25 protein-coding genes and 1 tRNA gene are annotated in these 23134 nt (G+C 38.3%); 3 read left to right on the top strand and 23 right to left on the bottom strand.

Annotation, left to right across the window (positions count from 1 at the left end; translation table 11 throughout):
• Window positions 1-23: 23 nt before the first annotated feature.
• From rfbD to map, 10 genes are all read right to left on the bottom strand, one after another.
• Complete coding sequence (rfbD, locus tag AB3I00_RS06865; protein WP_002315336.1) at window positions 24-875, bottom strand: dTDP-4-dehydrorhamnose reductase; 852 nt, start codon at window positions 873-875, stop codon at window positions 24-26.
• 97 nt (window positions 876-972) lie between these two features.
• The gene (gene rfbB, locus AB3I00_RS06870; RefSeq protein WP_002292882.1) at window positions 973-2001 is read right to left on the bottom strand and encodes a dTDP-glucose 4,6-dehydratase; all 1029 of its coding nucleotides are present in this window, start codon (window positions 1999-2001) and stop codon (window positions 973-975) included.
• Window positions 2002-2022: 21 nt separating this feature from the next.
• A complete protein-coding gene (gene rfbC / locus AB3I00_RS06875; RefSeq protein WP_002292883.1) occupies window positions 2023-2595 on the bottom strand; it encodes a dTDP-4-dehydrorhamnose 3,5-epimerase in 573 nt (190 codons plus the stop codon).
• A gap of 13 nt (window positions 2596-2608) precedes the next feature.
• Entirely contained in the window at window positions 2609-3475 is an 867-nt protein-coding gene (rfbA, locus tag AB3I00_RS06880; protein WP_002286449.1) for a glucose-1-phosphate thymidylyltransferase RfbA, read from the bottom strand.
• 99 nt (window positions 3476-3574) lie between these two features.
• Entirely contained in the window at window positions 3575-4282 is a 708-nt protein-coding gene (locus AB3I00_RS06885) for a glycosyltransferase family 2 protein (protein WP_002292885.1), read from the bottom strand.
• 4 nt (window positions 4283-4286) lie between these two features.
• Window positions 4287-5114 carry a glycosyltransferase gene (locus AB3I00_RS06890; RefSeq protein WP_086286569.1) on the bottom strand — a complete coding sequence of 276 codons (828 nt, stop codon included), beginning with the start codon at window positions 5112-5114 and terminating at the stop codon, window positions 4287-4289.
• On the bottom strand, window positions 5114-5914 hold the full coding sequence (locus tag AB3I00_RS06895) for a glycosyltransferase (RefSeq protein WP_002375235.1): 801 nt from the start codon (window positions 5912-5914) through the stop codon (window positions 5114-5116). Before AB3I00_RS06895 ends, AB3I00_RS06890 begins: the two co-directional genes overlap by 1 nt.
• On the bottom strand, window positions 5907-7046 hold the full coding sequence (locus AB3I00_RS06900) for an MraY family glycosyltransferase (RefSeq protein ID WP_002329034.1): 1140 nt from the start codon (window positions 7044-7046) through the stop codon (window positions 5907-5909). Before AB3I00_RS06900 ends, AB3I00_RS06895 begins: the two co-directional genes overlap by 8 nt.
• A gap of 75 nt (window positions 7047-7121) precedes the next feature.
• Complete coding sequence (locus AB3I00_RS06905) at window positions 7122-8045, bottom strand: YihY/virulence factor BrkB family protein (protein ID WP_002292890.1); 924 nt, start codon at window positions 8043-8045, stop codon at window positions 7122-7124.
• A 31-nt stretch (window positions 8046-8076) separates the two neighbouring features.
• Complete coding sequence (gene map / locus AB3I00_RS06910) at window positions 8077-8841, bottom strand: type I methionyl aminopeptidase (RefSeq protein WP_002292891.1); 765 nt, start codon at window positions 8839-8841, stop codon at window positions 8077-8079.
• 157 nt (window positions 8842-8998) lie between these two features.
• Between map and AB3I00_RS06915 the strand changes: the two genes are divergently transcribed.
• Window positions 8999-9439 carry a flavodoxin gene (locus tag AB3I00_RS06915; RefSeq protein ID WP_002292892.1) on the top strand — a complete coding sequence of 147 codons (441 nt, stop codon included), beginning with the start codon at window positions 8999-9001 and terminating at the stop codon, window positions 9437-9439.
• Window positions 9440-9614: 175 nt separating this feature from the next.
• On the opposite strand, the gene AB3I00_RS06920 is transcribed toward AB3I00_RS06915, so the two are convergent.
• A complete protein-coding gene (locus tag AB3I00_RS06920) occupies window positions 9615-10184 on the bottom strand; it encodes a TetR/AcrR family transcriptional regulator (protein WP_002315341.1) in 570 nt (189 codons plus the stop codon).
• A 255-nt stretch (window positions 10185-10439) separates the two neighbouring features.
• Between AB3I00_RS06920 and AB3I00_RS06925 the strand changes: the two genes are divergently transcribed.
• Entirely contained in the window at window positions 10440-11672 is a 1233-nt protein-coding gene (locus AB3I00_RS06925; RefSeq protein WP_368024986.1) for an aminopeptidase, read from the top strand.
• A gap of 146 nt (window positions 11673-11818) precedes the next feature.
• Here AB3I00_RS06925 and AB3I00_RS06930 read toward each other — a convergent pair whose 3' ends face one another.
• Window positions 11819-12373 carry a hypothetical protein gene (locus AB3I00_RS06930; RefSeq protein WP_104764464.1) on the bottom strand — a complete coding sequence of 185 codons (555 nt, stop codon included), beginning with the start codon at window positions 12371-12373 and terminating at the stop codon, window positions 11819-11821.
• Window positions 12374-12994: 621 nt separating this feature from the next.
• Window positions 12995-13068 (bottom strand) — tRNA-Arg (locus tag AB3I00_RS06935).
• Window positions 13069-13221: 153 nt separating this feature from the next.
• Here AB3I00_RS06935 and AB3I00_RS06940 point away from each other — a divergent pair.
• Complete coding sequence (locus AB3I00_RS06940) at window positions 13222-13386, top strand: hypothetical protein (RefSeq protein WP_002286676.1); 165 nt, start codon at window positions 13222-13224, stop codon at window positions 13384-13386.
• Between the two features lie 71 nt (window positions 13387-13457).
• Here the strand turns inward: AB3I00_RS06940 and AB3I00_RS06945 are convergent, their stop codons facing one another.
• The 10 genes from AB3I00_RS06945 to AB3I00_RS06990 all read right to left on the bottom strand — a co-directional run bounded on the left by AB3I00_RS06945 (window position 13458) and on the right by AB3I00_RS06990 (window position 23121).
• Window positions 13458-14639 carry an enhanced intracellular survival protein Eis gene (locus AB3I00_RS06945; RefSeq protein ID WP_104764463.1) on the bottom strand — a complete coding sequence of 394 codons (1182 nt, stop codon included), beginning with the start codon at window positions 14637-14639 and terminating at the stop codon, window positions 13458-13460.
• Between the two features lie 123 nt (window positions 14640-14762).
• On the bottom strand, window positions 14763-15176 hold the full coding sequence (locus AB3I00_RS06950; RefSeq protein WP_002315398.1) for a DUF3284 domain-containing protein: 414 nt from the start codon (window positions 15174-15176) through the stop codon (window positions 14763-14765).
• Window positions 15176-15358, bottom strand: coding sequence for a DUF3188 domain-containing protein (locus tag AB3I00_RS06955; protein WP_002286596.1), 183 nt, complete (start codon window positions 15356-15358; stop codon window positions 15176-15178). The genes AB3I00_RS06950 and AB3I00_RS06955 overlap by 1 nt, the downstream gene beginning before the upstream one ends.
• 31 nt (window positions 15359-15389) lie before the next feature.
• Window positions 15390-15611, bottom strand: a complete 222-nt coding sequence (locus AB3I00_RS06960) for a hypothetical protein (protein ID WP_002292901.1) — start codon at window positions 15609-15611, stop codon at window positions 15390-15392.
• Between the two features lie 67 nt (window positions 15612-15678).
• Window positions 15679-17139 carry a PTS sugar transporter subunit IIC gene (locus AB3I00_RS06965; RefSeq protein WP_002292902.1) on the bottom strand — a complete coding sequence of 487 codons (1461 nt, stop codon included), beginning with the start codon at window positions 17137-17139 and terminating at the stop codon, window positions 15679-15681.
• A 108-nt stretch (window positions 17140-17247) separates the two neighbouring features.
• Window positions 17248-17568 carry a PTS lactose/cellobiose transporter subunit IIA gene (locus AB3I00_RS06970; protein WP_368024987.1) on the bottom strand — a complete coding sequence of 107 codons (321 nt, stop codon included), beginning with the start codon at window positions 17566-17568 and terminating at the stop codon, window positions 17248-17250.
• Window positions 17569-17596: 28 nt separating this feature from the next.
• Entirely contained in the window at window positions 17597-17914 is a 318-nt protein-coding gene (locus AB3I00_RS06975) for a PTS sugar transporter subunit IIB (protein ID WP_002286606.1), read from the bottom strand.
• Between the two features lie 151 nt (window positions 17915-18065).
• Window positions 18066-20768 carry a sigma 54-interacting transcriptional regulator gene (locus tag AB3I00_RS06980; protein WP_368024988.1) on the bottom strand — a complete coding sequence of 901 codons (2703 nt, stop codon included), beginning with the start codon at window positions 20766-20768 and terminating at the stop codon, window positions 18066-18068.
• A gap of 62 nt (window positions 20769-20830) precedes the next feature.
• Complete coding sequence (locus AB3I00_RS06985) at window positions 20831-22108, bottom strand: DEAD/DEAH box helicase (protein ID WP_002291838.1); 1278 nt, start codon at window positions 22106-22108, stop codon at window positions 20831-20833.
• On the bottom strand, window positions 22108-23121 hold the full coding sequence (locus AB3I00_RS06990) for a Gfo/Idh/MocA family protein (protein WP_368024989.1): 1014 nt from the start codon (window positions 23119-23121) through the stop codon (window positions 22108-22110). The genes AB3I00_RS06985 and AB3I00_RS06990 overlap by 1 nt, the downstream gene beginning before the upstream one ends.
• Window positions 23122-23134: the final 13 nt, after the last annotated feature.

A 23134-nucleotide genomic window follows, 5' to 3' on the forward strand; every position in this document is an offset into this window, starting at 1 on the left:
AATTCTATTTGATAAAAAGGAAATTACTTATTCATTTTTTTGGCAGCTTCCAGCATTTGCGCAAGTGCTTCTTGCCAAGTTGGTATGGCAAATCCTAACGCTTCTGTCTTTTTCAGGCTCATGACTGAATACTGCGGACGCGTTGCTTTTTGTGGAAATTCTTCCGATGTAACAGGCGCTACTTCCACATCTGTATCTTTCAATATTTCTTTGGCAAATTCATACCAAGAACAGCTATTTTCGTTCGACAAATGATAAATACCGAATGGTGCTTTTTCTTCGATAACATATACCATAAATTCTGCCAAAGTACGTGTCCAAGTTGGTCGCCCGAACTGGTCATTTACTACAGTCAGTTTGTCGCGGGTTTCCGCTAGGCGTTGCATCGTGAAGACGAAATTGTGTCCATAAATCCCGAAAACCCAAGAAGTTCGTATGATATAATAGTCTTCTAAAATCTCTTCTACTGCTTTTTCACCTAATAATTTCGTACGACCATATTCATTTAGTGGATTCGTTTGGTCATCTACTTCGTACTCTACATTTTTGTTTTTTCCATCGAAGACATAGTCTGTACTGATATAGACGAATTGAGCATTCACAGCTTTTGCTGCAAGCGCTACATTTCTTGTGCCATCGACATTGATTTTCTCATCTAATTCTTTTGCTTCTTCTTCTGCTTTATCTACTGCTGTGTAAGCTGCGCAATGGAAAATAACATCCGGTTTTAATTCTGTAATATAAGCCATTGTTTTCTCAGCATCTGTGATATCCAAGTCTTTTGCATCTGTTGAAACATATGGCAGATTTTTTTCATCTAATAAATGGCGCAATTCTGTACCTAATTGTCCATTTCCTCCAGTTAATAAAAACATATGGTTATCCGCTCCTTGATTTTTATTTTAAAAAAGAGACAGGCGAGCGCCTGCCTCACATGTGTTTTTCCATTAATACAGTGAAATTTTCTCTGTATTATTGTCCATTTTTGGCATATGCTGCTTCAACGGCCTCTTTTTCTTTTTTCCACCAGTCTTCATGTTCTTCGTACCATTTGATCGTGTCAGCCAACCCATCACGGAAGTTCGTAAACTCAGGCTGCCAACCTAGCTCTTCTCGCAATTTTGTCGAATCGATTGCATAACGCAAATCGTGCCCTGCACGGTCGTTTACATGGTCGTATGCGTCTTTTGGTTGACCCATCATTTCTAAGATCAATTCCATCACGGTCTTATTATCTTCTTCGCCGTCCGCACCGATCAGATAGGTTTCGCCAATTCTGCCTTTTGTCAAGATCAACCACACTGCTGAAGAATGATCATTTGTATGGATCCAGTCACGAACATTTTTCCCTTCACCATATAATTTTGGACGAATACCGCTTAAAATATTCGTTACTTGGCGAGGTATAAATTTTTCAATATGCTGGTAAGGACCATAGTTGTTTGAACAATTTGAAATAGTTGCACGTAAGCCAAAAGAGCGTACCCACGCTTTTACTAACAGATCTGAACCAGCTTTTGTAGAAGAATATGGGCTTGAAGGATTATATGGTGTTTCGGCAGTGAATTTTTCTCCTTCGCCTTCTCCATGTCCCGGTAGGTCTTCACGTAATGGAAGATCTCCGTAAACCTCGTCAGTAGATACGTGATGATAGCGTACATCATACTTGCGGCAAGCTTCTAAAAGTGTATACGTACCAATGATATTCGTTTGTACAAATGGGAAAGGATCTTTTAATGAATTATCGTTATGGGATTCTGCCGCGTAATGAACAACTGCGTCCGCTTCTTTTACTAGACGGTCCACTAATTCTGCATCTGCAACATCTCCTACGACCAATTCTACGCGATCGCTAGGAAGTCCAGCCAAGTTCTCTTTGTTTCCTGCATAAGTCAGTTTATCCAAAACAGTGACATGCACTTCTGGATGATTGTTTACCACGTAATGAACGAAATTAGAGCCGATGAATCCGGCACCTCCGGTAACAATGATGTTTTTCATAAGAAAATTTCTCCTTAATTCTTAGATTTCTCCGTAAACAAATGGATTTTCTGCTTCAAATTCTTTTAATGTCGGATGACGGTGATCTTTTTCCGACATAATCGCTCTTGATGGATCAATTGGCCAATCAATCGCTAAATCTGGATCATCAAATGCGATGCCTCCATCTGCTTCTGCATTATAGTAATTATCACACTTGTAAAGGAAGTTCACGTTTGGTGTTAAAGTAACGAATCCATGTGCATATCCTTTAGGTACAAGCAACTGACGATGATTATGTTCAGATAAGATAAATCCGTCCCATTGACCATAAGTCGGGCTGCCTTTGCGGATGTCCACTACTACGTCTAAAACTGCTCCAGTAACCACACGAATCAATTTTGTCTGTGCAGCTTCTCCTTTTTGGAAATGAAGCCCGCGAAGAACACCAGCTTCAGCAGATAACGAATGATTGTCTTGAACAAAGTCATAATCTAATCCATGTTCTGCAAATTTTGCTTTTGAATAGCTTTCTGTAAAAAAACCGCGATGGTCGCCAAAGACATCCATTTCCACGATTTTTACATCTGTTAATTTTGTATCTGTTACTTTCATCTGTAGGAACTCCTTATTCAGCGGCCAAATTCAATAAATATTGACCGTATTGATTTTTTTTCAAAGGCTGTGCAAGGGCTAGCAGTTGTTCTTTATCAATGTAGCCCATACGGTAAGCAATTTCTTCCAAACAAGCCACTTTTAAGTTCTGACGTTTTTCAATCGTTTCGATAAAGGTAGATGCTTCAAGCAATGATTCATGTGTTCCTGTATCAAGCCAAGCAAATCCGCGTCCCATAAGTTCTACAGATAATTTTCCTTTATCCAAATATGCTTTATTGACATCTGTGATTTCTAGTTCTCCACGTTCTGACGGTTTGATTCCTTTAGCAATAGAAATCACCTCATTGTCATAAAAATAAAGGCCAGTTACTGCGTAATTTGATTTTGGCTGAGCAGGCTTTTCTTCAATCGACAAAGCTTGCATATTCTCATCAAATTCTACTACACCAAAGCGTTCTGGATCATTGACATGATAGCCAAATACTGTCGCGCCTGTATCTTTTGAAGCTGCTCGTTGCAACATTTTAGACAGACCGCCACCATAGTAAATATTGTCTCCTAATACCAAGCAGACACTATCATCTCCAATAAATTCTTCTCCAATGATAAACGCTTGTGCCAATCCATCTGGACTTTCTTGTACTGCATATTCGATCTGCAGTCCTAAATCATTTCCGTTTCCAAATAATTCCTTGAAACGTGGTGTATCTTGTGGCGTTGAAATAATCAGAATTTCTTTGATTCCCGCCAACATCAGAGTAGACATTGGATAATAAATCATTGGTTTGTCATAAATCGGCATCAATTGTTTCGATGTTGCCTTTGTTAAAGGGTACAGACGTGTTCCGCTGCCCCCAGCAAGAATGATTCCCTTCATGGATATATGCTCTCCTTTTTGATTTCAAATTTCACTTTGCTATTATCTCATCAATCGTTATATTTGTCATGGAAATATTAAGGATTTAAACATCTTTTATCAACGTTTAAACCATTTTCGTTTGATCAACGCCGTAATCAGATGAACACGCCAGGAAATTTTTTGGCGTAATTTAGAATGCGTTTCAATCTCACTCGCATTTAAATCATGTCTTCGATACAGTGTCAAAGGTTCTCTCAGAAACCCAGTCTTCCTTCCTCCCAACAAACCGATCCACATGTCATGCATAGGCACTTCTGAGGGAATCGGCAAAATGTCGGATTTCAACGAAGAGCGAAAAGCCATACCTGCACCAATATAATGACTTCGTATCACATTATTGACCCATCCTTCTTTGGAATTTCGGAATGAAAAATAGGAAGCATGGATCTCTTGCAGCTTACTGTTCACAATGATCAAATCTGAAACGACTACTAACTGATCCGGATGCTGTTCAAAATAGTCAGTGATTTTTTTCACTTTTGTCTCTAACCAAACATCATCTTGATCTGCCAAAAAGATTAGCTCTCCTTTCGTCTGCTGGATCGCATAGCCAAAATTAGCGATCAACCCTTGACGAGGTCCTGAAAAAAGCTTTATCCGTCTATCTTTTTCTGCGTATTCAGTCAATATATCCCATGTATCATCTACTGATCCATCATCAGAAATGATCACTTCATCTTCTGCTGAAAGCTGAGATAAAATACTATCCAACTGCTCTCTTAAATATCTGCCCCCATTAAAGGTAGCTATACAAACCGAACGCACGAATTCACACCTTCCAATTCTTAACATATGAGCGCAAAGTCATCCGCCAGATATGCCGGTTTTTGACGGTCAAAAACTGTTTAACTGTTCTTAACAATAATTGTTGTCGGTGACTGGATAAATGTCTTTGATCATATTCATGATAAAATCGATTTTCTGCTTGTAAAATAGAACGGTATCTATTGCTTGAAACTTTTTCATAGTCTAATACCGAAAGATCATGTTCCAGTCGTACTGGTAGTATCTCCACCGTTTTTTCCAACTGATTCACTTTCCAAAACAGCCAATGGTCCAAAAAATCTAAAGAAAAAGCAGGATTAAACCCGCCAATCTTTTTTAGAAATTTGACAGACCATGCCACACCTGAATTGATTGCCATGATTCTTTCAGCTGTCGTACCGTCTACTTCTACTGCTTGTGCTGTACGATTGATATAATGATTTGAATAGACGGGAGAAACTTGCCGTCCCCCAGAAAAAATCATCGGAACTGCAGCAACACATTCATCTGTAAAAGCTACTTTACGCAAGATTTCAAAATAGTCGTCGACTAGCCTCGTATCCTGATCCAATGTAACGATACAACGTGTTCTTTCATTTGCTTGAGACAACGCATAATTATAAGCCGCCGCTAATCCAGGGTTTTGCGGATCATGATAGTAAATGGTGTTTTCTTTTTCAAACAGCTCATTTTGCTGTCTTTGAGGACTATTATCGTAAATAACAAGCTGAATATGCTTTTCGCTAAGTGCTTTGCTTAATGGTCCATAAGTTGGAGATTGGCTGAATAGTTGCTGATAGAGCACGACTACTACTACTATTTCTGGTTTCATCAGAAAAAACGCCACCCCCACTTATTGAAAAATTTCATCATAGAAGTCAAAAACACACGAAAAAGTTTTGCATTTCGATGTGCACCCTTTCCATAAAAATGGACGACTGCATAAAAGGGTGTGTACAATAATTTGTAACCTGCTTTTTCAAAACTCAAACACAAGTCATTATCTTCAAAGTACATGAAGAAACGCTCATCAAATCCCCTTATCTCTTTAAATTTATCAATATCAGCTACCATAAAACTGCCCGAGATCATTCGCACATAACTATCAACATCAGTGGGCAAGCCACGGCATTCAAAGACAGCCAGCCGTTTATCAAACCTTTTTTTGACCCATTTGAAAGGTACAAAGCGCAAAACATAATCAAAAACAGCCAGCCGCTCACGGATGAGGTGCTGAGTTGTCCCATCTTCATTAAGAATCTTAGGTGCTAACATCGCGCATTCGGGATGTTCTTTCAGTAACAACACCAATGCTGTAACTGTTTCTTCATCCACTAAAATATCTGGATTACAAATAATACCATAGTGGCAATTGCTGTTCAGCAGGTTGTGATTATGTCCATAACCGAATCCGGAATTTTCATCATGAAAATAGATTTCGATATACGGATATGTCACATATTCTTTTAGTCTGCTTTTATATTCCGGAAGGGAGTTGTTGTCAAAAATCCGTATTTTTATCGCTGTTTCATCTTTTACAGTTGAAATAAAATTATCTAGTGTCCGAAAAATCTTATCACTGTTCGCCGTTACAATACTAATAAGAATTGGCTGGTTTAATTTGTTATTCATCTATATGACGGTTCCATTTCTTCAAATATTTCTGTTTTACTTGCGTACGATACTCTTTATTCCCTAAAAATCGCAATGTTTTTAAAATGAACTGATGTTTCTCGTTAATCAGACCAATCAATTCAAATAATAAAATTGCAGCAAATAGCATAGCAATAATCAATACAATCGTTCCGATTCTTCCAGTATAATTCATGACCATAGCTGTGAAAGAAAACATCAAAGCCATCGCATAAATCGTCAGGACGGCACCTTTATGAGTAAATCCTAAACTGATTAGTCGGTGATGAAGATGTTTTTTATCTGCTGTAGAAAAAGAAACACGGTTTGCTTTTCTTCTAATGATAGCAAAAAACGTATCTGTTACCGGAACGCCCATGACGATCAGTAGAGAAATTGACGAAACAAAAGTTACGTTCTTCAGCCCTTGTAGTGAAAGGACGGCCATCATGAACCCTAAGAATAACGCTCCTGTATCGCCTAAATAAATCTTTGCCGGATAAAAATTGTACGGGAAAAATCCGATAATGCTTGCTACAAGACAGAAAATAACGACCGGGATGTACACTGTGGAAGCATGAAGGAAAAAATACCCAATGATGCCTATCGTGATTAAACCAATCAATGAAATCCCTGCCGCTAGCCCATCTAAACCGTCAATCAGATTGATTGCGTTCGTGATACCGAAGATCCAAAAAATCGTTACAGGGAAACTAAGCCATCCTAATTGGATATAGCCAATAAAAGGAAGCGTAAAGGAATCAATACGTATATCTGCTACAAAATAAATAATAAGAGAGGCAAGCAAGATCCCTACACTCTTTTGTTTAGGCGTCAGCTCAAATTTGTCATCGAGTACTCCTGTAACGATGATCACCAAAGAAGCGAGCAAGATGGGCACAATATACGATTGTGGAATGATTTTACGAAATAAGAATAAAGTCGATATAACAAATGAAATAAAAATGGGCAGTCCGCCTGCGGAAGGCATTGGAACTTTGTTTATCCTTCTTTCATTTGGTTTGTCGACCATACCCGTTTGTACTGAAATGATTTTAAATACAGGTGTTAATATCAGTGATAATAAAATTGTCAGAAAAAATCTTATAACCATACTAAAAGAAACAAGCATATGGGCACCTACTTTAATTAAGAGTCACAATTATTATAAATTACTGATATAAATTTACAATAAGAACTCTTGTTTCTACTTTTTTTTATGAGAAAATTTAGCTTTCAATTTATTGAACCATTTTCGGCTTGGATCTCGACGTTTTTTGATTTGATGTCCCGTCACGTATTCTTGAACAACTGCATTGATGATTCCGCCCAAAATGATGATCGTAGCAGCAAAATTAAGCCAAAGCATGAGGACAATAAAACTTCCTATGATCTGATAACCGCTGATCCTCGTAGCAAAATATCTGGCATAGATACTAAACACTTGTGATAACAGCATCCAGCCGACAGTAGCGAAGATCGTACCTGGAATAATCGTCTTCAACTTCAATTGAGCATTAGGGACAATTAAATAAATCAAGAACATGATGACAAATAAAGCCACCAATGTGATTGGCCATTTCAACGTTTGGAACTGATCAATAAAGTTTACAGGTATTTGTACAATCGGTTGAATCGCATCTAAAATCAGCTGTCCTAAACCAAGAACGATAGTTACTCCACTAATGGCAATCATGAACAAGACGATTACGATCAGCGAGAAGAAGCGAACGATCAAAAAATTTTTTCTATTTTCTACGCCATACGCTTTATTCATCGCAATTTGTAAAGCGTTGATACTTTGACTGGCAGACCACAAGGCCGCCAAAGCAGAAACGGATAACAAACCGCCTGAACTTTGTGTCAAAAGGTCCTTGATTGCAGGACCAATAAACTGGTAAACGGTCTCAGGAATCACTTCTCGTAAATAGGTCAGTACAGTCTCTTGATCGATGTGGAGAAACGGCAAAATATTACCAAAAGCAATAATCAATGGAAATAAAGACAAGAGTAAATAATAAGCAACGACAACCGAGGTCGTACTCATTTCTGAATCAGTGATGCGCTTTTGAGTCGTCTCGATAAAGCGCATCAGATTTTCATTTTGTTTTATTTTGTTCCAAACTTTCATGTACCTCTCCCGTACCTATTGATTGGCTGGATCAATAGGTACCTTCTTCTCCTTGTGATGTCAAGATTCTAGGGCCATCTTTAGTAATAGCCAATGTATGTTCATATTGGCAAGATAGTCCGCCGTCTCTTGTATAAGCAGTCCAGCCATTAGGATCCATTTTCATTTTCCAAGTTCCGGTATTGACCATAGGCTCGATCGTGATGACCATACCTTCTTTCAATCGCAAACCTTTTCCAGCTTCTCCGTAATGAGGAACGGCTGGTTCTTCATGGATCGTAGGACCAACGCCATGACCAATAAAATCACGGACGATTGCTAGATTTTCACCTTCTACATACGTTTGGATCGCATGACCGATGTCGCCGATTCGATTTCCTACTTGTGCTTGCTCAATACCGATGTACAATGCTTTCTTCGTTACTTCCATCAATCGGTCGATCTCAGGTGTAGATTCTCCCACTACATAAGCCCAACAAGAATCGGAAATGCCGCCTTTCAAATCGATACACATATCGACTTTTACCAAATCGCCGCTTTTCAAAGGTTTTTTCCGAGGAAATCCATGACAAATTTCGTCATTGATACTGATACAAGTCGCATATTCATACCCTTCGAAGCCAATTTGCGCAGCGATTCCTCCATGACTCTCGATATAGTTTCTGACAAATACCTCAATATCCCAACTTGTTATGCCTGGTTTGATAAAATCACGCAGATTTTTATGTACATCTGCCAATAAAGCGCCAGATTCTGCCATCATTTCAATTTCACGTGCTGATTTTAAAGTAATCATATTTTCGTCTCCTTTTTACAAATCTCTCTCATTTTAACATAGCGGCATACATTTAGCCAAATGACATTTCCCATGTGTCTCTAGGTTTTATTTTCTTTTCAACGATGTTTTGGTATAATTCATAATTGTTAAATAATTTTAAACAAGGAGGCACATCATGGCTTTAGCAAAAATCGTATATGCTAGCATGACAGGAAATACTGAAGAAATCGCCGATATTGTTGCAGAAGCATTTGAAAATATGGATATCGAAGTCGAAATCAACGAATGTACCCAAGTAGATGCAGATGAATTCGAGGAGGCAGATATTTGCGTCGTAGCTACTTATACATACGATGATGGCGATCTTCCTGATGAGATTGTAGATTTTTATGAAGACTTGCAAGAGTTGGATCTATCAGGAAAAATCTACGGCGTCTGCGGATCTGGTGATACTTTTTACGATGAATTCTGTAAATCAGTGGATGACTTCGATGCTGCTTTTGGAAAAACAGGCGCATCAAAAGGCGCAGAAAATGTAAAAGTAGACTTAAATGCTGAGGAAGAAGATATCGAGAATCTAGAAGCTTTCGCTAAAGAATTAGTCGCAAAACTTTAATATGCTTGAGATATAAAAGAGCCGTCCAGATTGAATCAATCTAGACGGCTCTTTTATTGTATTTATGGAAGAGTTCTTCGGGAGTTAAAAATGTATACGCTGTAAGAAAAACGAAATTTTCCTTATGTTGACACATCTCTTGTTATCTACTGATTTGTGAAACTCTTGAGTATATTCAATCGATTTCGATTGGTTCTTTGAGATTCAAGATTGCATCAATGCTGTCTTGGATCATTTTTTCAATCTGCTCATCAGTTGGATGGATAATGCTTGAAGACATCAAAGCTGCAATCCCGGTAGCTATGATCCATGTACCGTTATGCAAGGATTCGATCTGCTCTTCTGAAAGATCCGCATAGGTTGGGTCCCGTTTCACTGTATTCACAAAGTAAGTATAAGAGAAATTTTGCATCTCTTTTCCTCCACCATATTCTTCTAAGTACAGTGAACGATACAACTTCTTCTCTCTTCTTGCAAAATGGATATAATTAAAAGCAAGATCGATAATCGTATTCCCTGTATGCTCAACTGGAAACACTTCGTATTGCAAATAATCATAGATTTGTTCAAAAAGTGCTTGTCTCAAATCATCCATATTTTTGAACTCAAGATAGATCGGCTGCGTGGAACAATTCATTTTGTTCGCGATGTTTCTCGCAGTAAATCGTGTAAATCCCTCGGTGGCAGCTACTTCATAAGCAGCTGCCAAAATCTGTTCTTTAGTAATCGTCTTTTTTCTTGCCATATTTTTTTAATCTCCTCAATTTTTTTATAACGCTTCCACCATTGATTAATTTTATTGTAACATGTTTTTTTTGATATGCAAAATTAGTTTTCGATTTTCTTCACAAGCTAAAATAGCAAGTCGTGTCATAGAATGTGAAACGCAACCATAAAAAAATAACCTCCTTTTTTTATTTAAAGCTACATTGTTTGAATCATGATTAAATGGTATCATGCTAATAGTTACCAGAAAAAATGGTGAGGAGGAATTTTTATTATGTTATCCGATTTTAATGACCTTCTAAAAAAATATGCACGCTTAATTGCAGAAACTGGCGTGGCCACAGAAAAAGGTCACACAGTCGTTTTACAGATCAGTGTGGACCAAGCACCCCTTGCTCGCTTGATCACACAAGAAGCTTACAAATTAGGAGCTGCTGAAGTCATCGTTCAATGGACGGATGATCAGATTCAAAGAGAATTTTTTTTACATGCAGCAACAGATCGTATTGAGAATGTACCACAATCTAAAATCGATCAAGCGGATGAATGGCTTGAAAAAGGAGCAAGCAGGATCAGTGTCGTTTCTGCCGACCCTGATGCGTTTGCCGGTGTAGACAGCCAACGAGTAGCATCTTATCAAGCAGCTGCCGGTAAAGCACTAATGAATTTGCGCAAGGCAACTCAGGCAAATAAAGTCAGTTGGACTGTTGTAGCTGCTGCTGGTAAACAATGGGCAGCAAAAGTTTTTCCAGATCTGCCAGAAGAAGAACAAGTTGATGCATTATGGGATCAAATTTTCAAAACAACTCGTGTCTACGAAGAAGACCCTGTTTTAGCATGGAAAAAACACGATGAGAAATTAGCAAAAAAAGCAGAAGAATTGAATCAAGAACAATTTTCTGCCCTGCACTACACTGCTCCTGGTACGGATATCATCATTGGATTGCCTAAAAACCATCTTTGGGAAGGTGCTGGAAGCTACAATGCTCGAGGGGAAAAATTCATGGCAAATATGCCAACAGAAGAAGTGTTCACCGCACCTGACAGTCATCGAGTAGATGGGTATATTTCAAGCACAAAACCGCTAAGTTATGCTGGTACGATCATCTCTGGTATGAAATTTACTTTCAAAGATGGAAAAGTAGTTGACTTTTCTGCCGAACAAGGCGAAGATGTCTTAGCAAAACTGCTTGATACCGATGAAGGTGCGCGTCGTCTAGGAGAAGTAGCACTTGTTCCCGACCCTTCCCCTATTTCTCAATCTGGTGTCATTTTCTTCAATACATTATTTGATGAAAACGCATCGAACCATTTAGCCTTAGGGTCTGCTTATGCCTTCAGTGTGAAAGGCGGTACAGAAATGTCCGACGAGGAATTAGCAGAAGCTGGTTTGAATAGAAGTCAAACCCACGTAGATTTCATGGTAGGATCTGACAAGATGGATATCGATGGAATCCGCGAAGACGGTTCTACAGTACCGATTTTCCGTAATGGAGATTGGGCTTGAGCAAAATCTTGTTAGCACAAATAAAATAAAAAAAAACATATAAAAAAGAGAGTGGGACAATAGTCAGAAAAAAATCTGATTATTGCCCCACTCTCTAGATATAAGTCAAAAAGATTGAACGTATTAGTGTACTTCCATTTTATCTTTTAAACTTCTCCTTCAACTTGCACAATGAATCTTTGCTCACGATTCCAATCAAATGCAGTAGAAAACACCCCCAGATCAGTATGACCTCCTCTGCTCCAATTCAAATAGGTCCCGCTTGACATATTTTCTATAAAATATATATTTCCCAACGAGTTCTGTCCGGCTGAATATAACTTCCACAGAGTCCCTACATTCTCTCTGTTACTCGAGAAGTCCACAAAGCCTCCTCCCCTGCTATCCCTCCAAATATAATTCGGACTAGAATTCATACCTCCCGGAATCTGCTCCCGGATATAATAACCACCGGCATTTGCATTGTACTCCATTACCCAACGTTGGGTTGAGTCAGATTGATTATAATTTTCCATTCCAATTTCAAAATATAGAATAGGATTATAAGGTATGCGTGACACAGTAAGCGTTGTGTCACTAGCAGCTCGAAGCGAAACAACTTTATTATTATATGCACTGGCATCCACCGTCCCACTCCCTAAAAACCCACTACTTAAAGATGTCAAGACGATTGTGCTAAGTATCAATTTTGCTTTTTTCATTTTCTACTTCCTCCTTTTTTATCAAAGATTGAGAAAACCTTTGATTTCTCTTTTAAATGTTTTTTATATTTTTTATTAAGTGCTAAATAAGAAGATTCTTTATGTACGTATTCAAACTAACTAGGTATTTCAAATCGAACAAAAAACTTCTGACTTTCCAATTATTCTAGCTGTGAAGTGCTGTTTGTATCAACTATACTTAGTACTATCCCACTTTCGTGATTCTCTATGTAGTGCGCCTGTACATTATATGTCCAGGTTAACATAAGAAGTTAAACATACTTATGCCCACTAGAAAGGATCTAGCTCCATAGCATTGGAAAAGCTACGCGCCTACCAGTAAAACCACTTTGTTCTATTACCCTTGCATCTGCGAAAGCCCTAAGTAAAATAATCAATGTAGCGCTAAGAATCCATTTTTTTAATTTTTCTCCCTCTTTCATTTTTATTTTTATTTTTTACTTTCCGTTTTAATGAAAATGTTTTTTTATCACCTTCCTTCAATAAAAATTATACCCTTATATCAATAAAAAATGAAGTTTTTTTAATTATAAAATATTTAATTTTCGTTGTTTTAAAATAAAAAAACCTGTATCACAAAGGATACAGGGGTTATTTGTACGTTCCTGACTGGAATTGAACCAGCGACCTATCGCTTAGGAGGCGATTGCTCTATCCTACTGAGCTACAGGAACAATTTCAATAAATCAATTGTAGCTTGTTTGTTTTTTACTTGCAAGCTTATCTGCTAAAAAAATCAGCTTGTAAGTTAGGCAAATCGTTTCCACTAGCTCTTAACAGATGATAAACTAGGAGTAGAATGAAATAATACAGGGAGGTTCTTTCCAATGAATGATAAGCCAAAAGAAAAAGTATATGCCGAACGCTTAGATTCATCTAAAAAAAATCGGGAAAAGATTACGAAAGAAGCAATCCAAGACCACAAAAAAGAAAACCCTAAAACAAAAGAAAACAAAAAATTCAAATTTACGAAAAAAGAGGATTTACTTTAACATTTTCCTTCAAATGCCAAACGAAAAAACAAAAGGGTGGTGAAAAAAATATTGTCATCACCCTTTTTTTATCAAAAATAGTCATTAAGGATTGGCTGTTGCTGTGGCAAGATCGAGCTTAACGTTTCTTCATATTCTTTTGCCACCTGTATCCTCTCTTGGAATACCAGCTCTTCAACTTTACGATATCCTAATAATAGCTGTGTGATATGTTGGATACTTCCGCGAACGATAGGTAATGCTGTTTGTTCTACTTTTGAGAGATGGTTTTTTCCATTTTTGATCGTTACTTCCACGATTCCTTCATTCCATTTTGCATACTGATCTTCTTCTATCTGAAGGGCAAAGGCAGCTTGTTTCTTTCTAAATGGATATTTTTCCAAAAACAAAGAAATATCTACGATCCTCGCCATCATATAAGGTGTGATCGTTACAGAAGCAAATGGATTTGCTAATAGATAATTTTGATCATTGCCACCGTAGCCACATGAATATTCAAATGTTTCAAAAGCACCGTTATGGGAACTTACAAAGCGGACAAGACTGCAAAAGGCATCATGATTCAAAAATCCCCATTCCACAATAATAAAGGAAGGCGCTGCAAGCTGGTAAACGACATAGCCCGTTGCTTCCCCAGTCTCATCAAAATACAAAGCAAACTGATAATTACCTTTTTGCTTGAATTTATACGTATACCACCAGTCTTCGCGCTTCAGACCAGCTCGTTGGTTTTCAGGCATCTGTTCATAAATTCGTTTGATAGCAGCTTTTGCATCTTCGAAATTCATACGCTTCATCTTGCCAGATTTTTTTTTGGTAAACGGCACGTCACGACTGTTTAGTTGATACCTGATTTTATCAAACGATTGTTCATAGCCATAGCGCCGATAGAAGGGATAGGAGAATGGCGCCAGATAAGATAAGCTTACTTTACGATCACGGCAATCTTCAAGGATCTTTTCCATGATCTGATTGATTCCGCCTTGTCCCCTTGCTTCAGGATAAGAAGCAACATAGCCAATACCGGCCATTAAATACTCTTGTCCGTAAAAATTCACTGGAAAAGGAGTCGCCATGACTTGACTTGTTAGCCGATCCTCCTCATCAAAAAAACCGTAATTCCAGGAATTCTCCGCAAGTGTACGAAAACGTTCTCTCCTTTCAGGTGTATCTGCCCCATTAAATGCATATGTGGCTAAAGCAAACATTTCCTCAATCGAAGATCCCCCTAGCTCCCTTACTTGTTTTGTCATTTTGCTGCCCCTTCCTACAAAAAAGCTAGTGAGGAATCTCAGGAAAGACCTCGCTTCCTCTGAAAAATCTCTTCTAGCTTACTTCATTTTTCAATAACTAAATAGTACCATTTTTTTACTGGTTTAATACGTTGCTTCGATCATCTCTAGCATTTTTTTGAAACGTCTCCGCTTAAAGTACATCAAGATCGTTCCTAAAAGCATATCATTCAACTTTTGAAGCATGCCATAAGACTCCATTTTTTCTGTGTAATGAACCTCACAGGTCGAATCGTCTACTGGTTTGATTTGATAATGAACAACGAATTCATTCTTCGTTGTCGATGTACGAAACTTATAAGACTGGTTTTCAATGACTTCTTCGATTTTTATACGAGCCCGGTTATTTTGCGAGAATTGTTTGACGTACTCCAAATTTTTCAGCTGTTTTCTGGTCACTGATTTGCCGGTCGCTTTACGTACATCGAAAAGAACAGAATCCATAACTTTATCGTAAAAAAACGACGCTGGAATATTTAATTTTTTTGTGATTTCCATTAGTTATTTTTCTCCTTTGCTTCTTCTCTTTTTTTCCCCTTCATGAAGAAGTAGATTCCTAATCCTGTTAGGAAAAGACCCGTGACCATACTATACAAATCATACCTTTGCGAATGTGGATTCAAACTATACAACACGATCAAAGAACCAATACTACATAAAAATAAACCGTTTTTTATCATATCAACCATCCTATCTTTTTGAACCATTTTCTTAAACAGCTGTTGACTGAAAATAAAGGACTGTTCCCCAAGGCTGTGCTTTGATTAGTTCCTTTGCTTTTTTAGCCGCAGCTTCCGGATCTTCTGCACTTGTTTCAAAGAACATTTTGATTCCTTGTTTTTCTTTAAACGTAAATGTCATTCCTTCTTCATTGTATCCTTCTAACAATTCTTTGATTGCATCTTGTTGCATTGCACTGGCAATTGAAATCATTTCAGTTCCTCCTCGAAAATTCATTATGAGGAACGAAACTTAAAGCGTCCCGCTCCTCAGATTCATCTTATTGTTGTTCGCCTGCGGCAGGGTCCATTTTGTTTGCAGAAATGACAAACGGTGCCCAAATCAAGAAAGTCACGACCATACATACCAACGTTACGATTGGTGCTCGCCAATCCGCTCCTGTTGCTAAGAATGACAATAAGAACGGCGGTACTACCCATGTAACTTGTTGCGAAACTGGTGCTACAAGTCCAAAGTAAGTTGCTAACCAACCGATAGCTGTCGCAACTACTGGAGCAATCAAGAATGGGATGAACATGATTGCATTCAATACGATCGGCAGACCAAACATCACTGGCTCGTTGATATTGAAAATACCAGGTCCAATGGATAATTTAGCTACTGTTAAATAATCCGCTCGTTTAGAGAAAATCAAGATAGCTATCAGTAAGACGATCGTTCCACCTGATCCGCCAAACCATGCAAAAGCATCGAACGATCCACGGACCCACATATAAGCTTTTCCATCTTCGATTGCGTCTAACACGGCTGGTGTACCAGTTTTTCCGTTATAACCTTTTTGGAAAATATCAATATTGATTAGTTGTGCTTGTCCCCAGATTCCCTCTAGCACTGGTGCCAATACATTTGGTCCATGAATACCAAAGAACCAGAATACTTGAACAAACACTGTGACGATCAATACTGCTCCCAACCCTTGGGATAATCCTAGGAATGGTTCTGCAATATATTTTTGTACCAAATCAATGATTAGTTGCCCATCAGCTACACGACCTACGATATAATTGATAATAGCAATGACGTATAAAGCGATCGTCGCTGGTAAAATGGCTGCAAATGCTTTAGATACTGCTGGTGGTACTGAATCAGGCATTTTGATCGTAATGTTAGCAAGCATCAATTTACAAAAAATAATGACTGAAATTGCCCCCATGATCATAACTGTAAAATAAGCGTTTCCATTCAAATGATCTAGTTTCAGCCAACCCCATAATCCAACTGACAGTGTGCCATCTGCAATCGTTGCACCAATCTCAGAACTATTGATTGCATCTGCGACATTTGAGGGGACATTCACATCTAATGCTGCTGATAATGCTGGACCAAAGGAAATACCTTGAATCAAGGTAGCTAGACCAACGATCCCCCCAGCTAGATCATTTACTCCATAAGCTCGGGCAAGATTATACCCCCAAGAAAAGGCAAAGATCAATCCGGCGATTGCTAGTGTACCGTTCCAGACAAAACCATTGATTCCGATGATGACATTCAATACGGCAAAGATTCCTTTGTCTGCTGCTAAACTGTCAGCGTAGGTACTGTTAAACTGTTGCGGTAAATCTCGAATAATTGCATTGATCATTACAGCGACTGATCCCGCCATTGTTGCGGGCAGTGTGCCGATAAAAGCATCACGCAAAGCAACTAAATGTTTTTGCGCTCCGATTTTTGCGGCAACCGGCAGGATGTATTTCTCCATCCAACTTGTTAGTCCGTTCATTTTTTTACTTCCTCCTATAAGTTTTTTATATAAAGAGAGTTCTCTTTATAACAAAATAAAAAATCCGTTCAAAAATTTTTCTTCTTCCGTTCAAAAAAGAAGTTGTATTTATTCGCTGTATACGCGACGATAAAGTTCGATGATTTCTTTTGCTAAATCAGTAAACGCAATAGACGTCATTAAATGATCTTGACTATGAACAGTCAATAACGTCACTTGCATATGATTTCCTTGTGCTTCTTGTGTCAACATGTCTGTTTGTGCATGATGTGCTTGTATAAGTGATTCTTCTGCCTCAGCGATTTTTCTATCCGCTAACTCGAAATCACCGATTTTAGCAGCCGCAATCGCTTCCATTGCGTCGCTCTTTGCATTACCGCCAAACATGATGAGTCCCATGATGGCTTCTAGATTTTGTTGATCTTCCACGTTGTTATCCCCCAACTGCATACTTGATTTATTTCATTAGATTTTCTGCTTGTGCAAGTACTTTTTCTCCATTCATCATGCCATAGTCCTGCATATTGATGACATCTAACGGAATACCTTTAGGCGCAAGTTTTTGTTCGAATTGAGCTTTCATGAAACGTACTTGAGGACCTAATAATAAAACATCGACATTCTTAGATTCTAAATTATTATCTGCATCTGAGGCAGAAACAGCAAAAATATCGGCTTCCATTCCTTTTTCTTCTGCTGCTTTTTGCATTTTTGTGACCAATAAACTCGTACTCATCCCTGCTGAACAAACTAACATAATTGTTTTTTTTGCCATTTTTAACACTCCTTTTATTTTTTTTACACTTTTATATAATGCAAGAAGCATGCCAAGAAAAAAAGAGCTAAAATAGCGTTTTCATGCTTTTTAGCTCTTTTATATAGTGCGCACACTGATATCCAGTGTGTAAACAGTATGATTAGTGTGTTTATTTTTTTATTTTGTTTTCAAGAAACATTTGTGTAAGAAACGCGATATCATCTTCTGAAATTTTTACCTGATATTTCCGTTCCAGTGCCATCAAGTTTGCTCGAATGATATCCATTTCCAAACGGTAAATTTTTGAGAAAATAGATAGTTTCTCAAATTGCCGATGCGTTTCTTTTTTGATCAATCCGTCTAGCATGAAGGCTAAATGGATGACAATTCCAGTATCTACTCCTGGTTCTACGATAATCGACAAATCTGTCTGGATCTGCTGAACCGTTTTTTGCAATGAGCGGATCAATTCATCAATAGAAAAGACATCACTTAATGATCCTGAAAGCGAATCAACAATTTTAGCTGTTGGAATCTCATCATCAGCTATACGCTTTAAAACATTCAATTTTTCATCATCAAAAACGTCATAGGCGGAAAAAAATGGGATATTTTGATAATCAACGTCAACCGTTCCTGCAATTGCTTTGATCTCGTATTCTTCCAATAAGGCATCAATGTGTTTTTTGAATGATTCGCGTTCTAAAAACTGCATCTGGATCAGTTCTACTTTGTCTTGATTAATCACCGGCATAATCCGTTGATACAATTTGGCAGCTACTCCCTCACCAGTAAAGCATGTCACGATGACGGCTTTTTTACGCTGTAAAGTTTCAGATTTTTCCGCTTTGAACTGATCACGTACGATTGATTCAAAGGAGAGCTGAATATTTTGATAGATGTCTTCTAAGCTTCTTCCAACACTTGCCATCCGTATCGCTTCTATCACAATCATTGTACTTGTCATTGTGATAGCTTTCGTCCGAATGCCAGTCTCTTCATAAATCAAATCACTGAAGGTGTTTAATGATCCCATATCTGTTAACAAAAGCAAGCCATTCGTCAAATGCCCCTGATAATTTTTGACATATTGTAGGACCTCTTCATACATTGTTTGAACTTCCATAACCAGTGGCATATTAAAAGCTTTCCCTACTTTTGTTCCTAATAGTTCTTGCGCCATCTCCAACATACTTGAAGCGGTCTGTCTGCCGTGCATCAATACGAGAACATCTACTTTGTTTTCTTTAACAGGCTCACTTTCTCCTAAGTTGATAGAAAGAAACATACTGATAAAGCCAATTTCATCAAAAGGAATCTCGACTTGTTCTTCTTCTTCAATGATTGTCGAAAGATCGATTGCTACCTGGAATTCCCTCTTAAAATTTTTTCGTACGTTATTCAAATCTGGATGGACAATCATATGTCCTTCTCTCACACGATCCAATGTACTTTGCAAATGCAAAGCAAAAGCAAAACGAGCTTTTTCATTATAAATACGGTCTAACCGTTTCTCAGCCACATCATACAATTGATTGGTTAACCGCCAGATTTCATCTGGCAAAAGATCTTTTGGGATTGAACTTTTAGTCAATTCTTTGACATATGTCTGAAAATAAGCATCCACATCTTTTGAAATGAGCGTCTCCAAATCGATGTTCTCCACACCGGTTTCAGAAAGAGAAGTAACTTTTTCCTCAATATCGTTGTAGACTTGCATGTTTCTTTCTGGATCTCGTGACCAGACAACATCAGCAAATCCTGGTTCAAATGTCAAATACTGGCTCTTGCTGTCCATGAATCGGTCGAGGCGTTCTGGTATTTCTTTGATTTTCAGTAGTCCTTTTTGTACTTGAAGGGAAAGTTCTTCTTTTCGAATGATCAGCTTTTTCTCATGATGCGTTCGGTAATGTAAAAAAGATTTTGCACAGACTAATTTCAGGTCTCGTTTCACTTGACCGATGTTCCCTTCCGCATCATAAAGCATGAAGGCAAGAATCGCTTCTTTTTCGATATCGATACGTTGATTCAAACGGTTCGCTTCTTGTTTGATAAAAAGAGAGATGATCTCATAACGCTCATCCAATGAACGCGAAGCAAGGTTTGGCAAGGTGATAGCCATAGGGATCCGTCGGTTGAAGGTAGTCAAGAAGCTTTCTGAAGATTCAGTCGTTGCTCCAATGATCTGAACTGATGCTTCATGTACTTGTGCACTTTCTCCAAGTGGACGATAGATACCTTTATCGATGAAAGTAAACAGCATTTCCTGCCCTTCCGGTGGTAAACGGTGGATCTCATCTAAAAACAATATACCGCCGTCTGCTTTGGCGATTAGACCAGGACTGTCTTGCGCTGCTCCTGTGTAAGCCCCTTTTTTGATCCCAAAGATGTGTCCAAAGAGCAGTTGGGGATTTTGAGCATAATCCGCACAATTGAAAGAAACAAATGGCGCATCGGCTGAAAGCATTTCAGATTCGATTGCAAAATGATACATACATTCCGCAAACATCGACTTCCCTGTACCAGTTTCTCCAAAAATAATGGTATGCAGCCCCCGCGGCGGATAAAGAATCGCTGCTTTTGCCTGCTGTATGCTGACTTTTAAAGAATCATTTTCTCCAACGAGCGTTTCAAAAGTCACTTGCGTAGAAGAGTCGACATGTACTTCATCAGATTTTGATTTTTCCGTTGGCAAGGAGTAAACGACTGGTCGGCCAGCGGTTTTTACAATATGATGAGCCTTATACAGTTCGCTTAAATATCGGCTTGCATTGCTTCGATCAATATTCAAGCGCTCAGCTACGTCACTTGCTGTCAATCCTTGTTGGTTTTCTGTCAATAGATGCAAGATCTCTTCTTGACGTTCTTTCACATAATCCCTCCTCTGGCAACCAATTTTGTTCCCGTTTTCATAATCATAGCATAAAAAGGCGCTTATTTGCGCCTTGCTCCTTTATTTCTCTCTTTTTTTGATTTATTTTTAACTTTTTTTCTTGATTTGTTTTTGTTATGCTCTGGATTTTGTTCTTTCCCAGGAAAAGATTTCTTATACTTGTTATTCGCTGCGGTAGCTACATCTTCTTTGATTGGTTGATCCGTTTGTAACTTTCCTCCGTGCAGAAAAATCTCTTCAAGTGTTATGTTTGTCGGACGTAAAAGTCGTTTCAAATCTCTTAAATTGTTATCTTGTACGAGTGTGATCACTGTTCCTTCATTGCCCATTCGTCCAGTTCTTCCAGAACGATGCAAGTAAGCTTCTTCACTTAACGGCACTTCTGCATTCACGACATAAGGAAGTCCTGTAATATCTAAACCTCTAGCCGCCACATCTGTGGTCAAAAGTGCGCTGATCTTTTTCTTTTTGAATTGTTCCAGCGCCGCTTTTCGGAGCAGCTTGTTTTGATCAGAGGCCAGGCTTCCTACAGGTACCCCTCTATACAGCAATTTTTCTTCCATCACACCTAATTCAGTCAGTTGATTAAAGAAAATCAGACCTTGAAAATCTTCTATGTGAGTGAGACGTCTTAGATATTCATCTTTCTTTCGTATTGGCACTCGTAAAAAGTAATGTCTCAAGCCTTTTCGAGAATCATCTTCTGCTGTCACGTCGATCGTCTCAAACGTTTTCCCAGTGATTTTTTCAATGCTTTCAAGGGAACGATCTGCTGTTGCTGAAAAAAAGGCTAGCTGATATTCTGTCGGAGCTTGATGAAGGATCTGATCAATGATTTGGCTGTTCCCCGCATCAAATAGCTGGTCTGCTTCATCAAATACCATTGTTTTCACTTGATGTGCTTTTATTTTTTTAGCTTTCATCAATTCCAATATTCTTCCTGGTGTACCAATCAAGATTTCTGGTTTTTTCTTCAAACCTTCAATTTGTCGTTTAACGTTTGCTCCGCCCACCAAAGATTGGACTTTCAATTCTTTGTCTTTTCCCCATTCACGTGCAACATCTGCTACTTGAATAGCTAGTTCTTGAGAAGATGCAAAGATAACCAACGCACTTGCTTCACCTGGTTCTACGTTTAGTAGTAACGGCCAAAGATAAGCCAGTGTTTTACCTGAACCTGTTGGAGAGATGGCTACTATGCTTTGTTTATTGCTTAATGGCTGAAAAACTGCCTGTTGAATAAGAGAAGGTGTAATAAATCCTTTATTCTCATAATTTTTCTGCCAATTTTCGGGAAATACTTGTACAAATTCGTTCATTAAAAATCTTCCTCATTATCTGCATCGAATTTGATGCCACCATTTTTTCTTAAATCATAAATCACTTGGTTCACATTTCTAGCTAGCTCGATCCACTCTTCATACAATAATCCCCAAGCTGGATCTTTCGGATGAGTCATGACATTGGCAAAATCCTCTGCTTCATCTGCCATTGGATTTTCTGCAGCTGTTACTGTTAAGTCAATGATTTCTTCGTGTACCCGATCATGAAACTCTGCTTGTTCGATTGCATTGACGCCATTCATCACTAGCGTTCCTGAGTCAAAATAGATCTCTGATGGCAGATAAGAATCACCGATTTTACCTGGTTGGATCGATACATCGAAAGTATCATAACGCAAGATTCCCCATCCAAGACCATCCACACCAGTAGAAATCTTTCTTGGGAAATAATGGACTTCTTTTGGCATTCCAAACCAAGCGACAGTTGCATACACAAGGTAAACACCTAAATCCATCAATGCACCACCTGAGAAATGAGTCGAGAAGATATTTGGTTCTTCTCCATCTAATACTTGGTCATAACGCGAAGAATATTTCATATAGCTGAAATTTGCACCGATTATCTCGTCTTTTAATGGTAAGTAATCGGCAATCTTTTTAAAACCTGCTTCATGGATATTTCTTGCTGCTTCAAAAAAATACACATTGTGTTCATTTGCCAAATGGATGATTTCATCCATTTCTTTTGGCGTCGAAAAAGCTGGCTTTTCCACTATTACATTTTTACCTGCCAAAATTGCTTGCTTAGTCTGACTAAAATGAAGACTATTTGGAGAAGCTATATAAACAGTGTCCATATGAGCAATATTGAAAAAAGTCTTCAAATCTGTTGCAAATTCGATATCCCCTTCATAATGAGAACCAAATTCCTGTGCTTTTTCCAAATGTCTAGAATATACCGCTGTCAATTCATATTTTTTTGTGCTCAAAGCTGCTTGGACAAATTGATGAGTGATCCAATTTGTTCCAATAATACCTAAGTTGATCATTTTTTTACCTTCT

The organism is Enterococcus sp. C76 (genome assembly GCF_040886985.1).
GTDB lineage: Bacteria > Bacillota > Bacilli > Lactobacillales > Enterococcaceae > Enterococcus_B > Enterococcus_B lactis.

Bases quoted from the DNA above. Each gene is read 5' to 3' on its own strand.
- AB3I00_RS06965 (WP_002292902.1), bottom strand. From the start codon at position 17,139: ATGAACGGACTAACAAGTTGGATGGAGAAATACATCCTGCCGGTTGCC.
- AB3I00_RS06945 (WP_104764463.1), bottom strand. From the start codon at position 14,639: ATGACAAAACAAGTAAGGGAGCTAGGGGGATCTTCGATTGAGGAAATG.
- rfbD (WP_002315336.1), bottom strand. From the start codon at position 875: ATGTTTTTATTAACTGGAGGAAATGGACAATTAGGTACAGAATTGCGC.
- rfbA (WP_002286449.1), bottom strand. From the start codon at position 3,475: ATGAAGGGAATCATTCTTGCTGGGGGCAGCGGAACACGTCTGTACCCT.
- AB3I00_RS06940 (WP_002286676.1), top strand. From the start codon at position 13,222: ATGAATGATAAGCCAAAAGAAAAAGTATATGCCGAACGCTTAGATTCA.
- AB3I00_RS06990 (WP_368024989.1), bottom strand. From the start codon at position 23,121: ATGATCAACTTAGGTATTATTGGAACAAATTGGATCACTCATCAATTT.
- AB3I00_RS06975 (WP_002286606.1), bottom strand. From the start codon at position 17,914: ATGGCAAAAAAAACAATTATGTTAGTTTGTTCAGCAGGGATGAGTACG.
- AB3I00_RS06895 (WP_002375235.1), bottom strand. From the start codon at position 5,914: ATGAATAACAAATTAAACCAGCCAATTCTTATTAGTATTGTAACGGCG.
- AB3I00_RS06905 (WP_002292890.1), bottom strand. From the start codon at position 8,045: ATGAAAGTTTGGAACAAAATAAAACAAAATGAAAATCTGATGCGCTTT.
- AB3I00_RS06960 (WP_002292901.1), bottom strand. From the start codon at position 15,611: ATGATTTCAATTGCCAGTGCAATGCAACAAGATGCAATCAAAGAATTG.
- AB3I00_RS06890 (WP_086286569.1), bottom strand. From the start codon at position 5,114: ATGAAACCAGAAATAGTAGTAGTAGTCGTGCTCTATCAGCAACTATTC.
- map (WP_002292891.1), bottom strand. From the start codon at position 8,841: ATGATTACTTTAAAATCAGCACGTGAAATTGAAATGATGGCAGAATCT.
- AB3I00_RS06920 (WP_002315341.1), bottom strand. From the start codon at position 10,184: ATGGCAAGAAAAAAGACGATTACTAAAGAACAGATTTTGGCAGCTGCT.
- AB3I00_RS06950 (WP_002315398.1), bottom strand. From the start codon at position 15,176: ATGGAAATCACAAAAAAATTAAATATTCCAGCGTCGTTTTTTTACGAT.
- rfbB (WP_002292882.1), bottom strand. From the start codon at position 2,001: ATGAAAAACATCATTGTTACCGGAGGTGCCGGATTCATCGGCTCTAAT.
- AB3I00_RS06955 (WP_002286596.1), bottom strand. From the start codon at position 15,358: ATGATAAAAAACGGTTTATTTTTATGTAGTATTGGTTCTTTGATCGTG.
- rfbC (WP_002292883.1), bottom strand. From the start codon at position 2,595: ATGAAAGTAACAGATACAAAATTAACAGATGTAAAAATCGTGGAAATG.
- AB3I00_RS06925 (WP_368024986.1), top strand. From the start codon at position 10,440: ATGTTATCCGATTTTAATGACCTTCTAAAAAAATATGCACGCTTAATT.
- AB3I00_RS06930 (WP_104764464.1), bottom strand. From the start codon at position 12,373: ATGAAAAAAGCAAAATTGATACTTAGCACAATCGTCTTGACATCTTTA.
- AB3I00_RS06985 (WP_002291838.1), bottom strand. From the start codon at position 22,108: ATGAACGAATTTGTACAAGTATTTCCCGAAAATTGGCAGAAAAATTAT.
- AB3I00_RS06915 (WP_002292892.1), top strand. From the start codon at position 8,999: ATGGCTTTAGCAAAAATCGTATATGCTAGCATGACAGGAAATACTGAA.
- AB3I00_RS06900 (WP_002329034.1), bottom strand. From the start codon at position 7,046: ATGCTTGTTTCTTTTAGTATGGTTATAAGATTTTTTCTGACAATTTTA.